The 22,766-nt window shown below is 70.6% G+C and carries 21 protein-coding genes; 5 read left to right on the top strand and 16 right to left on the bottom strand.

The features are described from left to right. Window positions 1–293: 293 nt before the first annotated feature. The 14 genes from metK to pyrR all read right to left on the bottom strand — a co-directional run bounded on the left by metK (window position 294) and on the right by pyrR (window position 15,734). Window positions 294–1,481, bottom strand: coding sequence for a methionine adenosyltransferase (gene metK, locus ACTWPV_RS11870; protein ID WP_347642710.1), 1,188 nt, complete (start codon window positions 1,479–1,481; stop codon window positions 294–296). 128 nt (window positions 1,482–1,609) lie between these two features. After that, window positions 1,610–1,933 (bottom strand): hypothetical protein, encoded by a 324-nt coding sequence (locus ACTWPV_RS11875; RefSeq protein WP_132603853.1) that lies wholly within the window; start codon window positions 1,931–1,933, stop codon window positions 1,610–1,612. A 172-nt stretch (window positions 1,934–2,105) separates the two neighbouring features. Continuing rightward, window positions 2,106–3,563, bottom strand: a complete 1,458-nt coding sequence (coaBC, locus tag ACTWPV_RS11880; RefSeq protein WP_443151778.1) for a bifunctional phosphopantothenoylcysteine decarboxylase/phosphopantothenate--cysteine ligase CoaBC — start codon at window positions 3,561–3,563, stop codon at window positions 2,106–2,108. A gap of 8 nt (window positions 3,564–3,571) precedes the next feature. After that, the gene (gene rpoZ, locus ACTWPV_RS11885; protein WP_132510563.1) at window positions 3,572–3,841 is read right to left on the bottom strand and encodes a DNA-directed RNA polymerase subunit omega; all 270 of its coding nucleotides are present in this window, start codon (window positions 3,839–3,841) and stop codon (window positions 3,572–3,574) included. 5 nt (window positions 3,842–3,846) lie between these two features. Then, window positions 3,847–4,455 carry a guanylate kinase gene (gene gmk / locus ACTWPV_RS11890; RefSeq protein ID WP_443151779.1) on the bottom strand — a complete coding sequence of 203 codons (609 nt, stop codon included), beginning with the start codon at window positions 4,453–4,455 and terminating at the stop codon, window positions 3,847–3,849. 100 nt (window positions 4,456–4,555) lie between these two features. Continuing rightward, complete coding sequence (gene mihF / locus ACTWPV_RS11895; RefSeq protein WP_020541698.1) at window positions 4,556–4,879, bottom strand: integration host factor, actinobacterial type; 324 nt, start codon at window positions 4,877–4,879, stop codon at window positions 4,556–4,558. An 868-nt stretch (window positions 4,880–5,747) separates the two neighbouring features. Continuing rightward, window positions 5,748–6,440, bottom strand: a complete 693-nt coding sequence (gene pyrF, locus ACTWPV_RS11900) for an orotidine-5'-phosphate decarboxylase (RefSeq protein WP_347642706.1) — start codon at window positions 6,438–6,440, stop codon at window positions 5,748–5,750. A gap of 182 nt (window positions 6,441–6,622) precedes the next feature. Beyond that, window positions 6,623–7,600 carry a dihydroorotate dehydrogenase gene (locus tag ACTWPV_RS11905; protein ID WP_443151780.1) on the bottom strand — a complete coding sequence of 326 codons (978 nt, stop codon included), beginning with the start codon at window positions 7,598–7,600 and terminating at the stop codon, window positions 6,623–6,625. After that, window positions 7,590–8,456 (bottom strand): dihydroorotate dehydrogenase electron transfer subunit, encoded by an 867-nt coding sequence (locus ACTWPV_RS11910; protein ID WP_443151977.1) that lies wholly within the window; start codon window positions 8,454–8,456, stop codon window positions 7,590–7,592. Before ACTWPV_RS11910 ends, ACTWPV_RS11905 begins: the two co-directional genes overlap by 11 nt. Before the next feature lie 35 nt (window positions 8,457–8,491). Next, entirely contained in the window at window positions 8,492–11,779 is a 3,288-nt protein-coding gene (gene carB, locus ACTWPV_RS11915; protein ID WP_443151781.1) for a carbamoyl-phosphate synthase large subunit, read from the bottom strand. Beyond that, window positions 11,766–12,860, bottom strand: a complete 1,095-nt coding sequence (carA, locus tag ACTWPV_RS11920) for a glutamine-hydrolyzing carbamoyl-phosphate synthase small subunit (protein ID WP_443151782.1) — start codon at window positions 12,858–12,860, stop codon at window positions 11,766–11,768. The genes carB and carA overlap by 14 nt, the downstream gene beginning before the upstream one ends. Before the next feature lie 92 nt (window positions 12,861–12,952). Then, window positions 12,953–14,242 (bottom strand): dihydroorotase, encoded by a 1,290-nt coding sequence (locus ACTWPV_RS11925; protein WP_443151978.1) that lies wholly within the window; start codon window positions 14,240–14,242, stop codon window positions 12,953–12,955. A 32-nt stretch (window positions 14,243–14,274) separates the two neighbouring features. Further along, window positions 14,275–15,192, bottom strand: a complete 918-nt coding sequence (locus ACTWPV_RS11930; RefSeq protein ID WP_347642702.1) for an aspartate carbamoyltransferase catalytic subunit — start codon at window positions 15,190–15,192, stop codon at window positions 14,275–14,277. Next, on the bottom strand, window positions 15,189–15,734 hold the full coding sequence (gene pyrR / locus ACTWPV_RS11935; protein WP_347642701.1) for a bifunctional pyr operon transcriptional regulator/uracil phosphoribosyltransferase PyrR: 546 nt from the start codon (window positions 15,732–15,734) through the stop codon (window positions 15,189–15,191). The genes ACTWPV_RS11930 and pyrR overlap by 4 nt, the downstream gene beginning before the upstream one ends. 287 nt (window positions 15,735–16,021) lie before the next feature. On the opposite strand from pyrR, the gene ACTWPV_RS11940 reads away from it, so the two are divergent. The 5 genes from ACTWPV_RS11940 (at window position 16,022) to bldD (ending at window position 21,394) form a co-directional block, all read left to right on the top strand. Continuing rightward, complete coding sequence (locus tag ACTWPV_RS11940) at window positions 16,022–17,275, top strand: arginine deiminase (RefSeq protein WP_347642700.1); 1,254 nt, start codon at window positions 16,022–16,024, stop codon at window positions 17,273–17,275. Then, window positions 17,275–18,210, top strand: coding sequence for a carbamate kinase (gene arcC, locus ACTWPV_RS11945; protein ID WP_443151783.1), 936 nt, complete (start codon window positions 17,275–17,277; stop codon window positions 18,208–18,210). The genes ACTWPV_RS11940 and arcC overlap by 1 nt, the downstream gene beginning before the upstream one ends. A 10-nt stretch (window positions 18,211–18,220) precedes the next feature. Beyond that, window positions 18,221–19,642, top strand: a complete 1,422-nt coding sequence (locus ACTWPV_RS11950) for an amino acid permease (RefSeq protein ID WP_443151784.1) — start codon at window positions 18,221–18,223, stop codon at window positions 19,640–19,642. 89 nt (window positions 19,643–19,731) lie between these two features. Then, the gene (locus ACTWPV_RS11955; protein WP_443151785.1) at window positions 19,732–20,598 is read left to right on the top strand and encodes a universal stress protein; all 867 of its coding nucleotides are present in this window, start codon (window positions 19,732–19,734) and stop codon (window positions 20,596–20,598) included. Window positions 20,599–20,899: 301 nt separating this feature from the next. Further along, window positions 20,900–21,394, top strand: coding sequence for a transcriptional regulator BldD (gene bldD, locus ACTWPV_RS11960; RefSeq protein ID WP_026214021.1), 495 nt, complete (start codon window positions 20,900–20,902; stop codon window positions 21,392–21,394). Window positions 21,395–21,663: 269 nt separating this feature from the next. Here the strand turns inward: bldD and ACTWPV_RS11965 are convergent, their stop codons facing one another. Both ACTWPV_RS11965 and ACTWPV_RS11970 read right to left on the bottom strand, forming a co-directional pair. Beyond that, the gene (locus tag ACTWPV_RS11965) at window positions 21,664–22,110 is read right to left on the bottom strand and encodes an SAV_6107 family HEPN domain-containing protein (RefSeq protein WP_347642696.1); all 447 of its coding nucleotides are present in this window, start codon (window positions 22,108–22,110) and stop codon (window positions 21,664–21,666) included. Between the two features lie 458 nt (window positions 22,111–22,568). Next, complete coding sequence (locus tag ACTWPV_RS11970) at window positions 22,569–22,760, bottom strand: ferredoxin (RefSeq protein ID WP_347642695.1); 192 nt, start codon at window positions 22,758–22,760, stop codon at window positions 22,569–22,571. Between the last annotated feature and the right edge of the window lie 6 nt (window positions 22,761–22,766).

Consider the following 22,766-nt stretch of genomic DNA (forward strand, 5'->3'; position numbering starts at 1 on the left):
TCCCCGGACAGGGAATGCGGCATCCGATTCGCCAGCCGGCAGGCCGTTCACGAATAGGCGGGGACAGGCGTCACGACCCCGTCGCACGGCGGGAGCCGCCCCGCGCTGCCGGGGGGCGGCACGACCACGCCCCGGCCGTCTCCGCCCGGAGAACATGCGCCGACCGGCCAGGGCCGTCCGGCCGTACGCCGAACCGGCCCCGGGCCCTGCGGAGCCCGGGCCTGCGCGTCATGCGGACCGGCGGCGTCCCGCGCCCAGGGCCGACCGGCCGGGAGAGCGAGACGCCCGCAGGCTCACAGGCCGGCGGCGGTGCGCAGGGACTCGGCGCGGTCGGTGGACTCCCAGGAGAAGCCCTCGCGGCCGAAGTGCCCGTAGGCGGCGGTCTCGGAGTAGATGGGCCGCAGCAGGTCGAGGTCGCGGATGATGGCGGCCGGGCGCAGGTCGAACACCTGGAGGACGGCCTCCTGGATCTTCTCCACGGCCACCTTCTCCGTGCCGAAGCACTCCACGAACAGCCCGACCGGCTTGGCCTTGCCGATCGCGTAGGCCACCTGGACCTCGCACCGGTCGGCGAGCCCGGCGGCGACGACGTTCTTGGCGACCCAGCGCATCGCGTAGGCGGCCGAGCGGTCGACCTTGGACGGGTCCTTGCCGGAGAAGGCTCCGCCGCCGTGGCGGGCCATGCCGCCGTAGGTGTCAATGATGATCTTGCGCCCGGTGAGCCCGGCGTCGCCCATCGGGCCGCCGATCTCGAAGCGGCCGGTCGGGTTGACCAGCAGGCGGTAGCCCTCGGTGTCGAGGTCGAGCTCCGCGAGCACGGGGTCGACCACGTGCTCCTTGATGTCGGGCGTCAGCATCTCCTTGAGGTCGATCTCGGCGGCGTGCTGCGTCGAGACGACCACGGTGTCGAGCCGGATCGGCGTGTCGCCGTCGTATTCGATGGTGACCTGGGTCTTGCCGTCGGGCCGGAGGTAGGGGACCGTGCCGTTCTTGCGCACCTGGGACAGGCGCAGGGCCAGCCGGTGGGCCAGCGTGATCGGCAGGGGCATCAGCTCGGGGGTCTCACGGCAGGCATAGCCGAACATGAGGCCCTGGTCACCGGCGCCCTGACGGTCGAGCTCGTCGCCGTCCTCGCCCTCGCGGTGCTCGTAGGCGGCGTCAACGCCCTGGGCGATGTCGGGCGACTGCGCGCCGATGGACACCGACACACCGCACGAGGCGCCGTCGAAGCCCTTGTGGGAGGCGTCGTAGCCGATCTCAAGGATCTTCTCCCGGATGACGCCAGGGATGTCGACGTAGGTCTCGGTGGTGACCTCGCCTGCGACATGGACCTGGCCGGTAGTGATCATCGTCTCGACGGCGACCCGGCTCTTCGGGTCGTCTTTGAGCATGGTGTCGAGAATCGCGTCACTGATCTGGTCGGCGATCTTGTCCGGGTGGCCTTCGGTGACCGACTCGGAGGTGAACAGGCGACGTGACAACTCAGTGGCTCCTCATGCAGCGGCTGCTGACGTATGTACGGCTCAGGGCCGGCGGGCGGACCTGGGCTTCGCCGAAGTCTAGCCCTACCCGGCGCCCGGCTGCGAAGCCGCACACCGCATGTCGGGCATCACAGGTCGGGCAGTGGATCCGGGGGAAGGGTCTCCGGCGCGAAGACCTCCGCGTCGGCGGCCTTGATCACCGCGGTGTACTCCTCATCGAATTCGAACGCCATCGAGCCCAGCTCGATTATCGGTCCAGGCTGGATGGGGCCCAGCCTCGTGTGCCTCGGAAACGACGCGAACACCGCGACGGGCCGGTCGCTTCTGAGCGTCCTGGTGGCGAGCACCGAAATAGCCGCGTCGGTGACCACGATGAGGAAATGTCCGCTTTCCGTCGTTCCCACCGAGTGGGCGGGGAAGACGTAGTGGAGCTCCCCTTGGTCGCCGAGCAATGTCCTACAACGATCCCTGACAGCAGAACCCACCGGCATTCCATCCCCCCTTGCCCCAAGTATCCGCAGGCGTATGGGGGTGTCGCAACATGCGATTTGGAAATAGGTCTGACACGGTTTGTACGTTCTTCGCCGCCCGCGCCCCTTATGCAACCGTTAGTACGGTCCCCGCTCAGGCGAGACGGGCCGCGACGAGATCCCACACGACGTCGGCGAGATCCTCCTTGGGACCGAGCGGAACCTCGACCGGGTCACCGCCCGCGACGAGCACGGTGGCCGCGTTGTCGGAGGTGCCGAACGCCCTGCCCGCACCCACCTCGTTGACGACCAGCAGGTCACAACCCTTGCGTGCGAGTTTGGCCTGCCCGTTGGCGAGCACGTCGTGCGTCTCGGCCGCGAAGCCGACGATCACCTCTGGGTACGGCTCCCGCACCGCGCCGCCCCCTGCCGCCTCCGGCCGCGCGCCACCCTCACCACCGGTCCTGACGCGCCGGGCCGCTTCATCACCAAACGCGACACCGGGAACCGCCTCACCATCGGACGCGACGCCAGGCAGCACGCCATCACGGGACGCGACACCGCGGTCCGTCTCGCCCTCGGACGCCGCCCCACCGGCCGGCTCGCCGGACGCAACAACCACGGGCCCGCTCACACCCACCGTGTCCGGCACGCCGGCCGCGTCGGGGACGCGGGCCTGACGGCGGCGGCGGCCGAGCTCGGCGAGGATGTCGGGATTTTTCGTCAAGTGAATGAACTCGGGCTCGCCGTCCGTCTTCTTGATCTTCTCGTCGTGCCGCGTCGCGGGCCGGAAGTCCGCCACGGCCGCCGCCATCACCACGACGTCGGCCTCCCCGGAGGCGGCCAGCACCGCCTCGCGCAGCTCGGCCGTGGACTCCACCCGCACCACCGTGGCCCCGGCCGGATCGGGCAGCGTGACGTTGGCGGCGATGAGGGTCACCTCGGCCCCGCGGGCGACGGCCGTGCGGGCCAGGGCATAGCCCTGCAGCCCCGACGAACGATTGCCGATGTAGCGAACCGGGTCGATCGCCTCACGGGTGCCCCCGGCGGACACGACGACCTTGCGCCCGGACAGGTCGCGCGGCCGGCCGCGCAGCACGCGCAGGCAGACCTGGAAGATCTCCGCCGGGTCGGGCAGCCGGCCGGGGCCGCTGTCGGCGCCGGTGAGCCGCCCAGCGGCGGGGTCGATCACGACCGAGCCGCGCTCGCGCAGCGTCGCGACGTTGGCGCGGGTGGCGGGATGCTGCCACATCTCGGTGTGCATGGCGGGCGCGAACACGACCGGGCATCTCGCGGTCAGCAACGTGTTGGTGAGCAGATCGCCCGCCAGCCCGTGCGCCGCCCTGGCGAGCACGTCGGCGGTCGCGGGCGCCACCACGATGAGGTCGGCCTGCTGGCCGATCCGCACGTGGGGCACCTCGTGAACGTCGTCCCACACCTCGGGGGTCACGGGATTGCCGGACAGGGCGGCCCAGGTGGGCGCGCCCACGAACTTCAGGGCGTCGCGGGTCGGGACGACCCGCACCTCGTGCCCCGACTCGGTGAACAGGCGCAGCAGCTCGCAGGCCTTGTACGCGGCGATGCCGCCGCTGACGCCCAGGACGACCTTCATCGAAGGGGTCAGACCGCGCCTTCGATGGGCTCGGCGTTGAGCAGGCCCTCGGAGACCTCGCGCAGCGCGATGGACAGCGGCTTCTCCTGAGCATGCGTCTCGACCAGCGGCCCGACGTATTCCAGCAGGCCCTCGCCGAGCTGGGAGTAGTAGGCGTTGATCTGGCGAGCGCGCTTGGCGCCCATGATCACCAGGGAGTATTTGCTGTCGACGATGTCGAGCAGCGCGTCGATCGGCGGGTTGGTGATGCCCTCCGCGGCCGGGATGGTGCCTGCCACGATTGTCAGACCTCTCGGTTGGTGGTTGTCGTGACCCCCTGAGGGTCAGTCATCAAGGCTATCAGCCGGTGGCACACGTCTTGGACACTCGTGTTCACCAGGGTGAGGTCGAATTCGGATTCGGCGGCCATCTCGATCCGCCCGGCCGCCAGACGGCGCGCGATGACGTCCTCGGGCTCGGTGCCGCGCCCGCGCAGCCGCATCTCCAGCTCCTCCCAGCTGGGCGGGGCCAGGAAGACCAGCAGCGCCTCCGGCATGCTGCGGCGCACCTGCCTGGCGCCTTCGAGGTCGATCTCGAGCAGGGTCGGTACGCCCTCGGCCAGCTTCTTCAGCACCGGCTCGCGCGGCGTGCCGTAGCGGTTGCCCGCGAACTCCGCCCATTCGAGCAGCTCACCGGCCGCCACGAGCCGGTCGAACTCGTCGCCGTCGACGAAGTAGTAGTGGACCCCGTGCGCCTCGCCGGGCCGGGGCCTCCTGGTGGTCACCGAGACCGACAGCCACACTTCGGGGTGTGCCCGCCGGAGCTCGGCGACGACCGTGGACTTGCCGACGCCCGACGGCCCGGAAAGGACCGTCAGCCGTCTCTCGCTCAGGGGCAGGAAGCCGTCCTCCACTTCCGATCCGACAGTCTCATGGGCACTGACGTCGCCGGACCAGGACCTGTCGGCCACTTCCTACCCCCCGTTGAACCTGCGCTTTCGTGTGGAACAGAGATTAGCTCTCGTTGCCACCGAACTCGCGCTCGAGGGAGGCCCTCTGGTTCGCGCCGAGGCCCCGCACGCGGCGGGACTCGGCGATGGCCAGCCGCTCCATGAGTTGCTTGGCGCGGACCTTGCCCACGCCTGGGAGCGATTCCAACAAAGCCGACACCTTCATCTTGCCGATGACGTCGTCGGTCTGCCCATCCTTGAGCACCTCAGCCAGAGAAACCGCGCCATGCTTGAGCCGGTTCTTGACCTCGGCACGCTCTTTACGGGCCTTGGCAGCCTTCTCCAGGGCTGCGGCGCGCTGCTCGGGGGTCAGGGGAGGAAGAGCCACGCCGGGTCACCTCGAATTTCTGTCGATGTACTCGGACGGGAAGGGAAACTAGCTGGTCATCGCCCCCTAAGCAACGTCAAGAGCACTTTCTCTCGCCACAAAATGCACTTCATCACTGTCCGTGTTTGTAAAATCACATTGTGCTGATCGAATTGCCGCACTTCCCGCTCAGGGCGGCGGCGCGCGACGATGTCGCGAAACGCAATGAAGATCACATTACAGCCGTCCAGCATTGTCCGAAATGCCGCCCGCACCTGGGCCGAAACCTTCTCGGCGATCGGTGCGCGACCGCTTCAGGAATGCCTTATGATCTTGTGAGCGGCACCGGACGGCAAGATCCGTCTTGCCCGCCCGTCCATGATCCACCGACCCATGGCGGCGGGTGCACGGGCAGGCGCGGCGACCACCTCTGACTCGCGCCCGTCAACCCACATCCGTCACCCCGTGCCGGGGGCGCCGCCACCGCCCGACCACACGGGACCGACGCGACATCCCGACGTCTCGCCGGCATGTGGCCGACGCTGTGCCGCGACGGCACGGAGCCCAGCGCCCCGGCCCCGGCATGACGGCCTGGTCCATGCGTGAATGCCGGGCGCGTGTCCTGCGGCCACCACGACGCGCGCTCAACCTGCCGGGTACGCGGCCATCGGCGCACCGTGACCGGCCACGGACGCGTACTCGGCTGCGGACCACCACGGTCCGGTCTGGCGCGCGTCCCCGGGTGCCGGTCCGCCACGGGCCGGGTCAAGTGTGCGCTCGTCACGGCGAGTGCCACGTGGGCCTTCACGACCGGCCATGACGGGGGGAGAGCGGTGTCGGCGCGTGCGGGCAGGCCAGGCTTGCCGTAAAGGATAGAGATCGTTACCTGTCAGGCGGAACGGCGGAGAGAGGCGGCGATGGCGGCGGCCGCGGCGCCCGGGTCCGGGGAGCCCGTGATGGGGCGGCCGATGACGAGCAGGTCGGCGCCGTCCGCGAGGGCCTGTTCGGGCGTGGCCACGCGCGCCTGGTCCTGCGTGGCGGCGCCCGCGGGGCGCACGCCCGGCGTGATCAGCCTGATCCCCTCCCCCACTTCCGCCCGCACCGCGGACACCTCGTGGGGCGAGCACACGAGCGCCGTCGCGCCCGCCTCGACCGACAGCGCCGCCAGCCGGCGCACCGCGGCGTCGGCCGGGCCGGCGAGACCGACGCGGTCGAGGTCGGCCTCCGTCAAGGAGGTGAGAATCGTCACGGCGGCGATCTCGGTGTGCGGCGCCGCCTCCACGGCGGCCCTGATCATGGCGGGCCCGCCGGCGGCGTGCACGGTCAGGATCGCGGGACGCAGCCGGGCCACGGCGCGGGCGGCGCCGGCGACGGTGTTGGGGATGTCGTGCAGTTTGAGGTCGAGGAACACCTGCACGCCACTCGCTCCCTTGACGGAGGCGATCACGTCGGGGCCGTAGCGCAGGTAGAGCTCCAGGCCCACCTTGACCGTGCTGACGTGCGGCGTCACGAGGGCCGCCCACTGGGCTGCGGTCTCCAGGTCGGGTGCGTCGAGGGCGACGGCGATCGGTGCGGGAGTCAAGACGTGCTCTCCTCAGGTGCTGGAGCGATGGCGGGCGGGGACGTCAGGGGCGCTGGTCCGCCACGGCCGCCATGAGACGGCACGGGGCATTCTCCTCCGCGGCCGGACGGCACAGGACGCTCTCTTCGGAAGTCCGCCGGAAGACGGTACGGGACGCTCACTTCCGGGCCGGCCGGCGGACCTCACGGAGCGCTCTCCTCGGAGTCGACCAGAAGGTGCCGGGGCGCGCTCCCCGGGGGACGGTGTGCCAGGCCGACGGCGTCGGCGAGGCGCTGCAGGCCGCGCGCCCTCAGGAGGTCTTCGAGCTCGCGCTCGATGCGCAGGCAGGCGTAGGGGTCGTGGAAGAGCGCCGTGCCGACCCCGACCACGCAGGCGCCCGCCAGGACGAGCTGGAAGGCGTCCTGGCCGCTCATCACGCCGCCCATGCCGATCAGCGGGACTCCGGGCAGCGCGGCGTGGACCTGCCAGACGCAGCGTACGGCCAGCGGCAGGACGGCGGGCCCCGACAGCCCGCCGGTGACGGCGGCGAGCGAGGGCCGCAGCGCCTCGGTGTCGATGGCCATGCCGAGCGGGTTGTTGATCATGGACAGCGCGTCGGCACCGGCGTCCACGCACGCCCGGGCGACCGAGACGATGTCGGCGACGTCGGGCGCGAGCTTGGCGACGACGGGAACGTCGTAGCGCATGATGGAGCGCACGGAGGCGATCACCTCGGCCGCCGCGCTGCCCTCGCGGGCGAAGACGCGGCCGCGGTCCTCCATGTTCGGGCAGGAGAGGTTGATCTCCAGTGCGGTGACCCCGGGCGCGTCGGCCAGCCTGCGGGCCAGCTCGGAGTATTCGGCGACGGTGCCCCCGCCGATCGAGACGATGGTCTTGATGCCCCGCTGGGCCAGCCAGGGCAGCTCGCGCTCCAGGAACGCGTCGATGCCGGGGCCCTGCAGGCCGACGGAGTTGAGCATGCCCGAGGGCGTCTCGGCCATCCGCGGGGTCGGCCGGCCGGCGCGCGGCGCCATGGTGATCGAGCGGGTGGTCAGCGCGCCGAGCCTGTGGAGGTCGAAGAACTGGGCCAGCTCCCGCCCCGAGGACGCGCAGCCGGCGGCCGTGGTGATGGGGTTCGCCAGCTCCACATGCGCCAGAAAAGTCCGCATATCAACTGACATGTCGTGCTCCGCCTCCGGGGGCGCCCAGCGCGTCGAACGGGATGGTTCCCACGTCCTCGAAGCGCACCCGTTCCCCCCGGAACACCGGCCCCTCCGCGCACGCCCTGACCATCCTCGTCGCCCCGTCGTCGCCGATGACGGGGAGCACGCACGTCATGCACACCCCGATCCCGCAGGCCATCGACTCCTCGACCGCCACCTGCACCGGGATGTCGAACTCCATCGCCACCGCCGTCACCGCCCGCAGCGTCGCCATGGGCGCGCAGGCGTAGACGGCGTCGGCCCGCGTGTCGGCGATCACCGAGGGCAGCGCGTCGGTGACGGTGCCGCGCAGGCCGAGCGAGCCGTCCTGGGTGGTCAGCGTGGTCGTCTCGGCCATCCTGCGGGCCCGCATCGCCCCGAAGACCCGTTCGGCCTCGGCTCCCCCGATCACGAAGTCCACCCGGCAGCCCCGCGCCAGCAGCGCGTCGGCCAGCGGGAACAGCACGGCGGAACCGTAGTCCGAACCCACCAGCACGCAGTGCGCGGGATCGCGCGGCAGCGGGAACGGCCGCCCGAGCGGCCCGACCAGGTCGAGCGTGTCACGGGCGCGCCGCTCGGCGAGCCAGGCCGTGCCGGGCCCGCCGGCGGTGAAGACCAGTTCGACCGTGCCGCCGTAGTCGGCCTTGACGTCGTGGATGAAGAACGCCCGGCGCGTCACCATCGAGGTGTAAGCCCCTCCGACCGCCACCGACACGAAGTGACCGGGGCGGTAGCGCTCGGCTATCCCCGGCGCCACCACCGTCAGCGCATGGTAGGCGTCGACGCGGCGCGTCGTCAGCACCGTGCCAGTCACCTGCACCGGAGTGCCGGCCAGTCGTCTTCACCTCCCGCCCCGGGGGTCGTACGGGGTCAGCCCCTGAGTGCCTGCGCGTGTTCCTGCAGAGACCGTACGCCCACATCGCCGCGCACGATCGCCTGGATGCCCGCCGCCGCCGCGGCGAGTCCCGCGACCGTGGTGATGCACGGGATGCCGCGCAGCACCGCGGCGGTGCGGATGTCGTAGCCGTCGAGCCGCGGGCCTGACTGCCCGGGGCTGCCGAAGGGCGTGTTGATGATCAGATCGACCTCGCCGTCGAGAATGCACTGCACGCTCGTAGGCTCACCTCCGGGCCCCGTCCCCTCGCTCTGCTTCCGCACGATCTTGGCATGGACACCGTTGCGGCGCAGCACCTCGGCGGTCCCCTCGGTGGCCAGGATCTCGAACCCGAGGTCCGCGAGCGCCTTCACAGGGAAGATCATCGCACGCTTGTCGCGGTTGGCCACGGACACGAACGCGCGTCCTTTGGTCGGCAGCTCACCATAGGCGGCCGCCTGGGACTTCGCGAACGCCACGCCGAAGAACGCGTCGATGCCCATGACCTCGCCCGTGGAGCGCATCTCGGGCCCGAGCACGATGTCGACGCCGCGGAAGCGGTTGAACGGCAGCACCGCCTCCTTGACCGCGATGGACGAGTCGAGCGGCAGCGTGCCGCCGTCACCGGTCGCGGGCAGCATGCCCTCCTCGCGCAGCGAGGCGATCGACGCGCCGAGCATCACCCGGGCCGCCGCCTTGGCCAGCGGCGCCGCCGTGGCCTTGGACACGAACGGCACGGTGCGGCTGGCGCGCGGGTTGGCCTCCAGGACGTGGAGGACGCCGGCGGACATGGCGTACTGGACGTTCAGCAGCCCGCGCACCCCCACCCCGGAGGCGATGGCCTCGGTGGCGGCGCGGATGCGCTTGATGTCGTTGCCGCCGAGCGTGATGGGCGGCAGCGCGCACGCCGAGTCGCCGGAGTGGATGCCGGCCTCCTCGATGTGCTCCATGACGCCCCCGAGATAGAGCTCCTCGCCGTCGTAGAGGGCGTCGACGTCGATCTCGATGGACTCGTCGAGGAACTTGTCCACCAGCACCGGATGGCCGCCCTCCTGGGCCGCCATGTAGGTGGCCAGCGTCTCCTCGTCGTAGACGATGGCCATGCCGGCCCCGCCCAGCACGTAAGAGGGGCGCACGAGCACCGGGTAGCCGATGTCCTCGGCGATCTCCAGCGCCTCCGGGACGGTCAGCGCCGTGCCGTGCTTGGGCGCGGGCAGCCCCGCCTCGGCCAGCACCCGCCCGAACGCGCCGCGCTCCTCGGCCAGGTGGATGGACTCCGGCGAGGTGCCGACCACGGGCACGCCCGCGTCCTTCAGCGCCTGCGCGAGCCCCAGCGGCGTCTGGCCGCCGAGCTGCACGATCACGCCCGCCACCGGTCCTGTCTGCTGCTCGGCGTGCACGACCTCCAGGACGTCCTCCAGGGTGAGCGGCTCGAAGTAGAGCCGGTCGGAGGTGTCGTAGTCGGTGGAGACGGTCTCGGGGTTGCAGTTGACCATGACGGTCTCGAACCCGGCCCGCGACAGCTCGAACGAGGCGTGCACGCACGCGTAGTCGAACTCGATGCCCTGCCCGATGCGGTTGGGCCCGGAGCCGAGGATGATGACCTTCTCCCGCTCGCCGGAGGGGACCTCGCTCTCCTCGTCGTAGGTGGAGTAGAGGTAGGGGGTCTTCGCGGCGAACTCGGCGGCGCACGTGTCGACGGTGTTGTAGACCGGCCGCAGCCCGAGAGCGTGCCGCAGGTCGCGCACCCGCGCCTCGTCGATGCCGCGGATGTCGCCGATCTGCACATCGCTGAACCCGTGGCGCTTGGCGCGTTCGAGCACCTCCACCGTCAGCTCGGCCGCCGCGGCGACCGTCTCGGCCTCCTCGTGCAGCAGGAAGAGCTGGTCGATGAACCACGGGTCGACGCGCGTGGCCTCGAACAGCTCTCCGGGCGTGGCGCCCGCCCTGATGGCCTGCTGCATGGTGTGCAGCCGCCCGTCGTGCGGCGTGCGGCACTCGGCCAGCAGCTCGTCCTTCGGCCGGAGCTCGCCGGCCCAGGTGAAGGAGGAGTCCTTCTTCTCCAGCGACCGCAGCGCCTTCTGCAGCGCTTCGGGGAAGGAGCGGCCGATGGCCATGGCCTCACCGACCGACTTCATGTGCGTGGTGAGCGTCTGGTCGGCGCCCCTGAACTTCTCGAACGCGAACCGCGGCACCTTCACCACGATGTAGTCGAGCGTCGGCTCGAAGGAGGCGGGGGTCTCCTTCGTGATGTCGTTGGGGATCTCGTCGAGGGTGTAGCCGATGGCCAGTTTGGCCGCGATCTTCGCGATCGGGAAGCCGGTGGCCTTGGACGCCAGCGCCGACGAGCGCGACACGCGCGGGTTCATCTCGATGACGATCATGCGGCCGGTGCGCGGGTCGACCGCGAACTGGATGTTGCAGCCGCCGGTGTCGACCCCGACCTCGCGGATGACGGCGATGGCGACGTCGCGCATGTTCTGGTATTCGCGGTCGGTCAGGGTCAGCGCGGGCGCGACGGTGACGCTGTCGCCGGTGTGGACGCCCATCGGGTCGATGTTCTCGATGGAGCAGACGATGACGACGTTGTCGGCCTTGTCGCGCATGACCTCGAGCTCGTACTCCTTCCAGCCGAGGATCGACTCCTCGAGGAGCACCTCGGTGGTCGGCGACGCGTCGAGCCCCGCGCCGGCGATGCGCCGCAGGTCTTCCTCGGTGTACGCGAACCCGGACCCGGCGCCGCCCATGGTGAACGACGGCCTGACCACCACCGGGTAGCCGAGATCGCCCGCGGCGGCCAGGCACTCCTCCATCGTGTGGCAGATGACCGACCTCGCGGACTCGGCGTTGAGACCGTGCTCGCGGGCGACCTTGGCGACGATCTCCTTGAACCGCTCGCGGTTCTCGCCCGACTGGATCGCGTCGAAATCGGCGCCGATCAGCTCGACGTCGTACGTGTCCAGGACGCCCGACTCGTGCAGCGCGACCGCCGTGTTGAGCGCCGTCTGCCCGCCCAGCGTCGGCAGCAGCGCGTCGGGGCGCTCCTTGGCGATGATCTTCTCGACGAACTCGGGGGTGATGGGCTCGACGTACGTGGCGTCGGCGAACTCCGGGTCCGTCATGATCGTCGCGGGGTTGCTGTTGACCAGGACGACGCGGAAGCCCTCGTCCCGCAGCACCCGGCACGCCTGGGTGCCGGAGTAGTCGAACTCGCACGCCTGTCCGATCACGATCGGCCCGGAGCCGATCACCAGGACCGACCTGATGTCCTCACGCTTGGGCACGGGTCATGACCTCACAGAACTCGTCGAAAAGGTAGGCGGCGTCGTGGGGCCCCGCGGCGGCCTCCGGGTGGTACTGCACGCTGAAGGCAGGCTGCTCCAGCAGGCGCAGGCCCTCCACACAGCGGTCGTTGAGGTTGACGTGGCTGACCTCGGCCGGCCCGTACGGCGTCTCGAACGGCCCGTCGAGCGGCGCCTCCACCGCGAACCCGTGGTTGTGCGCCGAGATCTCCACCTTCCCGGTGCGCACGTCCTGCACCGGCTGGTTGACGCCCCGGTGCCCGTAGCGCAGTTTGTACGTCGACAGGCCGAGGGCCCGGCCGAAGAGCTGGTTGCCGAAGCAGATGCCGAAGAAGGGCACCCTGGCCTCCAGCACCTGCCGCAGCGCCGACACGTCGGCGGTGGCGGGGTCGCCGGGGCCGTTGGAGAAGAACACGCCGTCCGGCTTCACCGCCATGATCTGCTCGTACGTGGCGGTCGCGGGCAGCACGTGCACCTCGCAGCCGCGCTCGGCCATCCGGTGCGGCGTCATGCCCTTGATGCCCAGGTCGACGGCCGCCACCGTGAACTTCTTCGGCCCCGCCGCGGGCACGACGTAGGGCTCGGCCGTGGCCACCTGGGCGGCCAGGTCGGCGCCCTCCATGCCGGGCGAGCGGCGCACCCGCTCGACCAGCTCCTCGACGGGCTCGGACGGGCCGGTGAAGATGCCTGCGCGCATGGCGCCGCGTTCGCGCAGGTGGCGGGTGAGCGCGCGGGTGCCGGAGATGGCGATGCCGACGACGCCCTGTTCCTTGAGGTAGGCGTCGAGCGATCGGTTGGCCCGCCAGCTGGAGACCACCCTGGACGGTTCGCGCACGACGTAGCCGGCCACCCAGACGCGCGACGACTCGGGATCGTCGTCGTTGACGCCGGTGTTGCCGATGTGGGGCGCCGTCATGGCGACGATCTGCCGGTGGTAGGACGGGTCCGTCAGCGTCTCCTGGTAGCCGGTCATGCCGGTGTTGAAGACCATCTCGCCGAACGTCTCGCCTTCGGCGCCGTACGGGGTTCCGTGGAAGACGCGCCCGTCTTCCAGGACGAGCACCGCCCCTCGGTGGGCTGCGCCCCCCAAGTGCCCCCCGAAGGGCGTGGCGCCGCTTCGCGGCAGGTTGTCATTCACGTCAGCAGGGTTGTCGTTCAAACCAGCTTCCCTTCGAGAACGGTCGGCCTGCCGCGCAGGAACGTGGCGACGACCCGGCCCGGCAAAGTCATGCCTTCGTAGGGTGTGTTCCTGCTCTTGGACGCGAAGGCGGAGGGGTCCACCTCGGTGCGCGCGGTCGGGTCGTACAGCATGATGTTGGCCGGCTCGCCCGCCTCGAGCGGACGGCCCTGGCCGGGCAGGCGGCCGATGCGCGCGGGAAGCGCGGACATCCGCTGCGCGACGCCCGCCCAGTCGAGCAGCCCGGTCTCGACCATGGCCTCCTGGACGACGCTGAGCGCCGTCTCCAGGCCGACCATGCCCAAGGCCGCCGCCGACCACTCGGTCTCCTTGTCCTCGACCGGGTGGGGCGCGTGGTCGGTGGCCACGATGTCGATCGTGCCGTCGGCCAGCGCGGCGCGCAGCGCCTCCACGTCGGCGCGGGTGCGCAGCGGCGGGTTGACCTTGTAGATCGGGTTGTAGGCCCCTACCGGCGACTCCTCGACCAGGTCGTCGGTCAGCAGGAGGTGGTGGGGGGTGACCTCGGCGGTGACGTTCCAGCCCTTGGACTTGGCCCAGCGGATGATCTCGACCGAGCCCGCCGTGGAGACGTGGCACACGTGCAGCCTGGAGCCCACGTGCGCGGCCAGCAGGCAGTCGCGGGCGATGATCGCCTCCTCGGCGACCGCCGGCCAGCCGGCCAGGCCGAGCCTGCCGGAGACGACGCCTTCGTTCATCTGGGCGCCGGAGGTGAGCCTGGGCTCCTGAGCGTGCTGGGCGACGACGCCGTCGAACGCCTTGACGTATTCGAGGGCGCGGCGCATGAGAACGGCGTCGTCGACGCACTTGCCGTCGTCGGAGAAGACGCGCACGCGGGCGGCCGAGTCGGCCATCGCGCCCAGCTCGGCCAGCTGCCTGCCCTCCAGGCCGACGGTGACCGCGCCGACGGGGTGCACGTCGCACAGGGCGTGTTCGCGGCCCAGCCGCCACACCTGCTCGACCACGCCGGCGGTGTCGGCGACGGGCGAGGTGTTGGCCATGGCGTGCACGGCGGTGTAGCCGCCGCGGGCCGCCGACTGCGTGCCGGTCCGCACGGTCTCGGCGTCCTCCCGGCCCGGCTCGCGCAGGTGGGTGTGCAGGTCGACCAGCCCGGGGAGGGCGATCGCTCCCGCGCCGTCGATCGCCTCGGGCGCGTCCATGCCCGGCGCGACCTCCGCGATCACGCCGTCGGCGATCCGGATCGAGACCGGCTCGCCGCCGAGAATCCTGACGTTCTTGATGATCATCATGCTGTGCCCGTCGGTTGGTTCGCTGCGCTCTTTCACGTGGTCTCTCCTCCGAGCAGCAGGTAGAGGACGGCCATCCGGATGGTCACGCCGTTGGCGACCTGCTCCACGATCGTCGAGCGCGCCGAGTCGGCCACCTCGGCGGCGATCTCCATGCCGCGGTTCATCGGACCGGGGTGCATGACGATCGCGTCGTCCGGCATCTTGGCGAAGCGGTCGCGGTCGAGTCCGTAGCGGCGCGAGTATTCGCGCTCGCTCGGGAAGTAGGCGGCGTTCATCCGCTCCTTCTGCACCCGCAGCATCATCACCACGTCGGACTTCGGCAGCACCGCGTCGAGGTCGTAGGAGACCTCGCAGGGCCAGGTGCCGACGGAGACGGGCAGCAGCGTGGGCGGCGCGACCAGCGTGACCTCGGCGCCGAGCGTGCCGAGCAGCAGCACGTTGGAGCGGGCGACCCGGCTGTGCAGCACGTCGCCGACGATCGTGATCTTGCGCCCTTCGAGCGCGCCCAGGCGGCGGCGCATGGAGAAGGCGTCGAGCAGCGCCTGCGTCGGGTGCTCGTGGGTGCCGTCGCCGGCGTTGACGACGCTGCCGTGCACCCAGTTGGCCAGGCGGTGCGGCGCGCCGGAGGCGCTGTGGCGGATGACGACCGCGTCGGCCCCCATGGCCTCCAGGGTGAGCGCGGTGTCCTTGAGCGACTCGCCCTTGGACACGCTCGACCCCTTGGCCGAGAAGTTGATCACGTCGGCGGACAGCCGCTTGGCCGCCGCCTCGAACGAGATGCGCGTGCGGGTCGAGTCCTCGAAGAAGAGGTTGACCACCGTGCGCCCGCGCAGCGTGGGCAGCTTCTTGATGGAACGTTCCGAGACACTCGCCAGCTCCTCGGCGGTGTCGAGGATGAGCAGCGCGTCGTCCTTGGTGAGGTCTCCGGCGGAGATCAGATGCCGTTTCACCTGCCGCCCCCCTTGACCAGCACGACGGCGTCCCGGCCGTCGATCTCCTGCAGGTAGACCTTGACCTTCTCGCTCTTGGCGGTCGGCAGGTTCTTGCCGACGTAGTCGGCGCGGATGGGCAGCTCGCGGTGGCCGCGGTCGACCAGCGTGGCCAGCTGCACGGCGGTGGGCCGGCCGAGGTCGTTGAGCGCGTCGAGCGCGGCCCGCACGGTGCGGCCGGAGTAGAGCACGTCGTCGACGAGCACCACGACCTTGCCGTCGATGCCGTCGGGTGGGAGCTCGGTGTGGCCGAGCGGCCGGGCGGGCTTGAGCCGCAGATCGTCGCGGTACATCGTGATGTCGATCGAGCCGACGGGGATCTTCACGCCTTCGAACTGCTCGACGCGGTCGCCGAGCCGGCGGGCCAGCGTCGCGCCACGGGTCGGGATGCCGAGGAGGACGACGTCGTCGGCGCCCTTGGTCCGCTCGAGGATCTCGTGCGCGATCCTGGTCAGCGCCCGGTGGATGTCGGGGGCCTCCAGCACGGCGCGGGAATCGGACATGGCGAATCTCACCACCTTTCCCGCCTCACGGGACGGGTCTTAAAGGGTGTTGGTCGGGAGACAGAGTACCAGGGGCTACCAGCTACAACGTGAGCGCCCTTCCGAAGCGCCGCGACGGCTCCCCTACAGGGGGTGACCGGCCGGGGCGGGTTCCGCCACCCTCATCCGCGGCCCGCTGCCAGGTAAAACTCCCCTCTTCCGCCGTGTCGGCCGTTCTCGCGCGGGCAGGTCACGGAGGGCTTGCCGGGCGATCGTTCATGTCCGGCTTTTGGGGGGATAGAGCGAAGATGACCTTTCATGTTGATTCGGAGGTCGGGCGGCTGCGCCAGGTCCTCCTCCACAAGCCCGACCTGGCGCTCAAGAGGCTCACCCCCACCACCAAGGACGCGTTCCTCTTCGACGACGTGCTGTGGGTCCAGCGCGCGATGGAGGAGCACGAGGAGTTCAGGCAGGTGCTGACCGGCCGTGGCATCAAGGTGTACGAGCTGGCCGACCTGCTGCGGGAGACCGTCGACATCCCCGAGGCGCGCAAGCACATCCTCGACGCGGTCATCGACGAGCGCTGGCTCGGCCCGGCCGCCATCGACGACATCCGCAACACCCTCGACGGCATGGACGCGGCCACGCTGCAGCTCTACCTGACAGGCGGCATCACCAAGGACGAACTGGTCGCCATGGGCTGCGCCCCCAAGTCGGTCACCTTCCACACCACGGCCGGCGACGACTACATCCTGCCGCCGCTGCCCAACCACCTCTTCACCCGCGACACGTCCTGCTGGATCTACGACGGCGTGTCGATCAACGCCATGCGCAAGAAGGCCCGCATGCGCGAGACGGTCAACATGGAGGCCGTCTACATGTTCCACCCCACGTTCGCCGGCGGCTTCGACCGGCCGGGCCAGGGCGGCTACCACTGCTGGATGCCCGGCCAGGCGGTGGCGCCCGCCACCCTCGAAGGCGGCGACGTGCTGGTGATCGGCAACGGCGCGGTGCTGATCGGGATCAGCGAGCGCACCCGGGCGCAGGCGGTCGAGATGCTGGCGCAGCGGCTGTTCAGAGCCGGCTCGGCGCGGAAGATCGTGGCGCTCGACATGCCGAAGGCGCGGGCGGTCATGCATCTCGACACCGTGATGACGATGCTGGACGTGGGGGTGTTCACCAAGTACGCGGGCCTCGGGATGCTGCGCTCGTACACGATCGAGCCCGGTGAGACGCACAAGGAGCTCAAGGTCACCGACCACCCGCCGGAGGACATGCACAAGGCCATCGCCCGCGCGCTGGACCTGGACGACATCAAGGTCCTCACCCCCACCCAGGACGTGTACGCCGCGGAGCGGGAGCAGTGGGACGACGGCTGCAACGGGCTGGCGCTGGAGCCCGGCGTGGTGGTCGCCTACGAGCGCAACACCACGACGAACAACTTCCTGCGCGACAACGGCATCGAAGTGATCACCATCAGGGGCAGCGAGCTCGGCAGGGGCCGGGGCGGCCCTCGCTGCATGAGCTGCCCGCTCGAGCGGGACGCGGTCCAGGAGGCCTGATGCGGGTCATCGTCGCTCTCGGCGGCAACGCCGTGCTCAAACGCGGCCAGAAGGCGGACGCCGACGTCCAGCTGGCCAACGTGCGCACGGCCGTCAAGACGCTCGCCCGGCTGGCCGGCGAGCACGAGCTGGTCATCACCCACGGGAACGGCCCGCAGATCGGCATGCTGGCGCTGGAGAGCGCGGCCGATCCCGACCTGACCCGGCCCTACCCGTTCGACACGCTGGTCGCGCAGACGCAGGGCATGCTCGGCTACTGGATGCAGCAGACCCTGCAGAACGCGCTGCCGGGCCGGCAGGTCCTCGCCATGGTCACGCAGACGCTGGTGACGGCCGTCGACCCCGCCTTCGAGCAGCCGGCCAAGTTCGTCGGGCAGGTCTACGACCAGGAGGAGGCCGAGAAGCTGGCCGCCGAGTACGGCTGGACCGTCGCTCAGGACGGCCTTCACTGGCGGCGGGTCGTCCCCTCCCCCACGCCCCGGCGCATCGTCGAGACCCGGCTGATCCGCAAGATGATCCGGGAGGGCGTGGTCGTCATCTGCGCGGGCGGCGGCGGCATCCCCGTCGTCCGCGACGAGTCGGGCCGGTTGATCGGCGTCGAGGCGGTCGTGGACAAGGATCTCACCGCCGCGATGCTGGCCGAGTCGCTCGAGTGCGACGCGTTCCTGATCCTCACCGACGTGCCCCGCGTGATGCGCGGCTTCGGCACGTCCGAGGAGACGGAGATCGCCCACACCACGCCGCACGAGCTGCGGACCATGGAGTTCCCCCCGGGGTCGATGGGCCCGAAGGTGGACGCCGTGTGCCGCTTCGTCGAGAACACCGGTGACATGGCCGCCATCGGGAAGCTTGACCAGGCCGAGCGCATACTCGACGGCTCAGCGGGCACGATCGTCACACCCAACGGCAGGTGGCCGCTGACGAGCACGTTGTAGGGGGTGTCTGATGGCACTGGCCCAGCGGCTCTTGCGTACGAAACCGGCCGAGCGCATCGTGGCCGAGGGTGGACGGGGCGAGGGCGGTGAGCTGCGGCGCACGATGTCGCTGTGGCAGCTCACGCTGTTCAGCGTGGGCGCCACGCTGGGCACCGGCATCTTCGTGATCCTCGGGCAGGCGGTCCCCAAGGCGGGGCCCGCGGTGGTGCTGGCGTTCGTGCTGGCCGCCTTCACCGCGCTGCTCTCCGCCCTGTCGTACGCCGAGCTGGCCGGGACGATCCCGGTGTCCGGATCGTCCTACTCCTACGCGTACGCGACGCTGGGCGAGCTGGTGGCCTGGATCTGTGGCTGGTGCCTCATGCTGGAGTACGCCGTGTCCGTGGCGGCGGTCTCCGTGGGCTGGGGCGAATATCTGAACTCGTTCCTGCGGTCGTTGTTCGGCTTCACCCTGCCCGACGCGATCACCCGCTCCCCCGGCCAGGACGGCGGCGTGGTCAACGTCACCGCGATCCTCATCGTGCTGCTGGCCACCTGGCTGCTGCTCTACGGAGCGTCCGAGAGCGCCACGGCCAACGCGGTCTTCGTGCTGATCAAGATCGCGGTGCTGCTGTTCTTCTGCGCGGTGGCGTTCACCGCGTTCGACGCGGGCAACCTCTCGCCCCTCGCGCCCATGGGGGTGGCCGGCATCACCGCCGCCGCCTCCCAGGTCTTCTTCTCCTACATCGGCTTCGACGCCGCCTCGACCGCCGGCGAGGAGGCCAAGAACCCCAGGCGCGACCTGCCCCTGGCCATCGTCCTCTCCCTCGCCATCGTCACGATCGTCTACGTGCTCGTGGCCCTGGCCGCCGTCGGCGCGATGCCGTGGACCGAGTTCGACCCCGAAAGCACCGAGGCCAGCCTGGCCTACATCGCCGACCTGGCCATGGGCGCCACCTGGCCCGGCCTGATCGTCTCCTTCGGCGCGGTCATCGCCATCGCGAGCGTCGTGCTCACCGTCATGTACGGCCAGACCCGCATCCTGTTCGCGATGTCCCGCGACGGGCTCATCCCCCGTGTCTTCCAGAAGGTCAACCCGCGCCACCAGGTGCCCGTCGCCAACACCCTCATCGTCGCCCTGTTCATCTCGGTGCTGGCGGGGCTCGTGCCGCTGGGCCAGCTCGCGGAGGCGACCAGCATCGGCACGCTGTTCGCCTTCGCCATCGTGAACGTCGGCGTGCTCGTGCTCCGCTACCGCAGCCCCGAGCTGCCGCGCAGCTTCCGCGTGCCGTTCTTCCCCGTCACGCCGATCCTCGGCGCGGTCTTCTGCCTCGTCGTCATGGCGGGGCTCGCCGGGGTCACCTGGCTGGCGTTCGCGTTGTGGATGCTGGTGGGCCTGACCTGCTACTTCCTCTACGGCTACAGCCATTCGCGGCTGAATGTCGAGGTGGGCTGATTGGCTTCCCCGACAGGTCTTCGAGCCGGACACCCGACTGGCCGGCTCCCCAGGGCTGAGGTCCGGGGTCTCCGGCGAAGGAGGAGCCGATGAAGCTGGGGAACGTGCTCGCCGGATATGCGCCGGGGCCGCGGGGCAGGGACGGGCTGGCGCTGGCCGTCCTGCTCAAGGAGCAGGCGCGCGGGCGCCTGACGGTGGCGAGTGTGCAGCCGCCCGTCTGGACGCCGCCGGGACCCGCCAGGGCCGAGGAGAGCGCCTGGCGCGCCTACCTCGCCGAGCAGGCGGCCACGACGCTCGCGCAGGCCCGCGAGCTGGCCGGCGAGGACGCCGAGTATGTCAAGCACACCCATCGGGGCAGCGGGCGCGGCCTGGTGGAGCTGGCCCGCAAACGCGGCGCGGACGTCGTGGTGATCGGCTCGGCCCCGCGCGGCGGCAGGGGCCGCATCGCCCTGGGCAGCACGGCCGACCAGCTGCTGCACTCTTCCTCCGTCCCCGTCCTGCTCGCTCCCCGCGGCTACGGCGAACGGCCGCCGGCCGCCTTCGACCGCCTCACCGTCGCCTACCGGCGCGGCCCCGGCGGTGACGCGGCGGTCAAGGACGCGGCCAGGGCGGCCGCGACGCTCGGCGTGTCCCTGAGGCTGGTCACGCTCGTGGTCAGCAGCGGCAGGCGGGCGCGGGTCGCGGAGGAGATGCTCGTACGCCTGCGTGACCAGGCCGCGGCCGACCTGCGCACGGCTGCGCGGGGGCACCGGCGGAGGTTGTCCGTGGAGGCCGAGGTGCTGGAGGGCCGGAGTGTCCCCCAAGCGCTCGGCACGACCTCGTGGCTCGCCGGCGAGATGATCATATGCGCTTCGAGCGCCACCGGGCCACTCAGACGGGTCTTCCTGGGCGACACGTCCATAAAGATCGTCAAGGCCGCGACATGCCCGGTCATGGTGCTCACCCGCCAGACGTGAGTGGGCACGCTCCCTCGTCAAACTATGACGAAGTACTGGTATTAGTGGGACATCAGAGGCGTTTGTGGCGATTCCTAACGGACCGGATTCGGCATCTTTTTTCCAATCAGCTTGACCTGGGGCGTCCACCCCTTTACCGTCACTGTGCGTAACCGCACTGCGCGGCGTTACCGGGGTAAACCCAGGCCGTGGCTACCGATGGTGCCGAGCATGGCACCAGACCCCCCGGTGGCCGGGGCATACGCCGCAAGGGAGCACAATCTACTAAGAGCGATACATACGAGAGCCGGGGGGCCACACGATGCCGTCTGAGTACGCAAAGTCGCTGGGTGCACGACTCCGCGCCATCCGCACCCAGCAGGGCCTGTCCCTGCATGGAGTCGAAGAGAAGTCGCGTGGCAGGTGGAAAGCCGTAGTCGTGGGCTCATATGAGCGCGGCGACCGGGCCGTGACCGTGCAGAAACTTGCCGAACTTGCCGACTTCTACGGGGTGCCCGTCTCCGAGCTGCTGCCGGGCGGCGCCGCCCCCAGCCCGCTCGGGCCGACACCCAAGCTTGTGATCGACCTGGAGCGCCTGGCGACCCTGCCGAAGGAGAAGGCGGGCGCGCTGGCCCGTTACGCCGCGACGATCCAGAGTCAGCGTGGCGACTACAACGGCAAGGTGCTGTCGATCCGCCAGGAGGATCTGCGCTCCCTGGCCGTGATCTACGACAAGTCGCCCAGCGAGCTGACCGAGGAGCTCATCAGCTGGGGCGTCCTCGACGCCGAGGCCCGCCGGGCCGTCGAGTCGTTCTGAGGTCGGCTCCTCAGGGATTGCTCGTTTCGAGGTCACCCGCCCGAGGCAGCGGGGCTCGCCGTGCGCCGGCGAGCCCTTCGTCCTTTCCACGGGCCTCGCCTTCGCCACCGGTCACCATGTGGAGCGGCCCGCACGGCATCCGGTCGAACCCTCTCGGAAGGGCACGTGACCGAGGTCCTCGGAAGCCAGGGCCGGTCGAGACCGGCCGGAGGGGCACGTGACCGAACCCCCGGGAAGCCCGCCAGGAAGGGCTCGCGCGTGAGGGAGCGTCAGCCCGCCAGGGGGACGTCCGCGGGAAGCTGGGGCTGGCTGGGAACGCCGAGCAGGTCTTCGATGGCGCAGACGAAGGTCTCCGCCTCGGCCAGGATCTCGTCGGCGTCGGCCGCGCCGATCCCGCGGACCATGCCCGCCTCGGCGGCGGCCCGCTTGGCGGCACTCGCCGCGAAGTAGGCGGCCCACTCGGACAGGTGCGGCTCCGCCTCGGGCAGCAGCTCCCACGCGCTGCGCAGGCGGCGCCTGCGGCCCTCCATGGGCCGCGGGCGGGCGGCCAGGATCGCCGCCGCCGCCCTGAGGGCGGCGAGGTGGGCGGCCACATATCGGGATGCCGGGGTGCGAGCGCCGGTCGCCTCCGCCAGGCAGGAACGTGAATCGATCAGGTGTGCCCGAACCGCAGCCGACAGCCGGGGCCCGGGCGTTTCTCTAGGCCGTGGTGCCATCTTGCGCGCCTCCTCTGGAGTCGTGGGCGGGCGGCCGGCGTTGCGCCGGTGGAGTCAACACTCGCAGACGCCACCGACATTTCCGCCGGGCCGGCCGGACGAGGAGCTTCCCCTCTCCCCGTCCGGCCAGGACACGCCCGCTCGTCTCCGCCGACGACGAGGACGCGCCCTTCGCCCGTGGACCTGGCCGCGGGGATCGCTTGGGGAAGCGAGCCGCCCGCGACCAGGCCCAGGTGACGCCGAGCCGCGAGCCTCACCGTCACTGCTTCGAACATAATTTCGATGAGGTTCGGTGTCAACCACATCCACGAACACAGGTTCGATGACCATGAACGAAACGGCCGGCTGGCCACGCGGGCAACCCGTACGACGAAAGCAGCCGCCACCGCGGATGGGCACGCGGCGGCGGCTCGGGTCCGGAGGGCGCCGAAGCGGCGCCCAGGACGGCCAGGAGACGCTCAGGAGGCGGAGATCGCCCCCGAGGGACAGAGGGTCACGGCGCGCCGCACGGCCTCCTCCTGCCCGTCCGGCGGCGTCTGGCGCAACAACACCACCGTGCCTTCGTCCTCGCTCTGGTCGAACACCTCCGGCGCCGTCAGCGCGCACATGCCGGCACCGATGCACACCGTGGTGTCTGCCTTGATCTCCATGATGAC

It is taken from the genome of Nonomuraea sp. KM88 (assembly GCF_052245635.1).
GTDB lineage: Bacteria > Actinomycetota > Actinomycetes > Streptosporangiales > Streptosporangiaceae > Nonomuraea.

Excerpts from the sequence above, each read along its gene's own strand:
- coaBC (WP_443151778.1), bottom strand. The coding sequence starts at position 3,563 with ATGAAGGTCGTCCTGGGCGTCAGCGGCGGCATCGCCGCGTACAAGGCC.
- ACTWPV_RS11905 (WP_443151780.1), bottom strand. The coding sequence starts at position 7,600 with ATGTCAGTTGATATGCGGACTTTTCTGGCGCATGTGGAGCTGGCGAAC.
- ACTWPV_RS11925 (WP_443151978.1), bottom strand. The coding sequence starts at position 14,242 with ATGATGATCATCAAGAACGTCAGGATTCTCGGCGGCGAGCCGGTCTCG.
- pyrR (WP_347642701.1), bottom strand. The coding sequence starts at position 15,734 with ATGTCCGATTCCCGCGCCGTGCTGGAGGCCCCCGACATCCACCGGGCG.
- ACTWPV_RS11940 (WP_347642700.1), top strand. The coding sequence starts at position 16,022 with ATGACCTTTCATGTTGATTCGGAGGTCGGGCGGCTGCGCCAGGTCCTC.
- arcC (WP_443151783.1), top strand. The coding sequence starts at position 17,275 with ATGCGGGTCATCGTCGCTCTCGGCGGCAACGCCGTGCTCAAACGCGGC.
- ACTWPV_RS11950 (WP_443151784.1), top strand. The coding sequence starts at position 18,221 with ATGGCACTGGCCCAGCGGCTCTTGCGTACGAAACCGGCCGAGCGCATC.
- ACTWPV_RS11955 (WP_443151785.1), top strand. The coding sequence starts at position 19,732 with ATGAAGCTGGGGAACGTGCTCGCCGGATATGCGCCGGGGCCGCGGGGC.
- bldD (WP_026214021.1), top strand. The coding sequence starts at position 20,900 with ATGCCGTCTGAGTACGCAAAGTCGCTGGGTGCACGACTCCGCGCCATC.
- ACTWPV_RS11965 (WP_347642696.1), bottom strand. The coding sequence starts at position 22,110 with ATGGCACCACGGCCTAGAGAAACGCCCGGGCCCCGGCTGTCGGCTGCG.
- ACTWPV_RS11970 (WP_347642695.1), bottom strand. The coding sequence starts at position 22,760 with ATGGAGATCAAGGCAGACACCACGGTGTGCATCGGTGCCGGCATGTGC.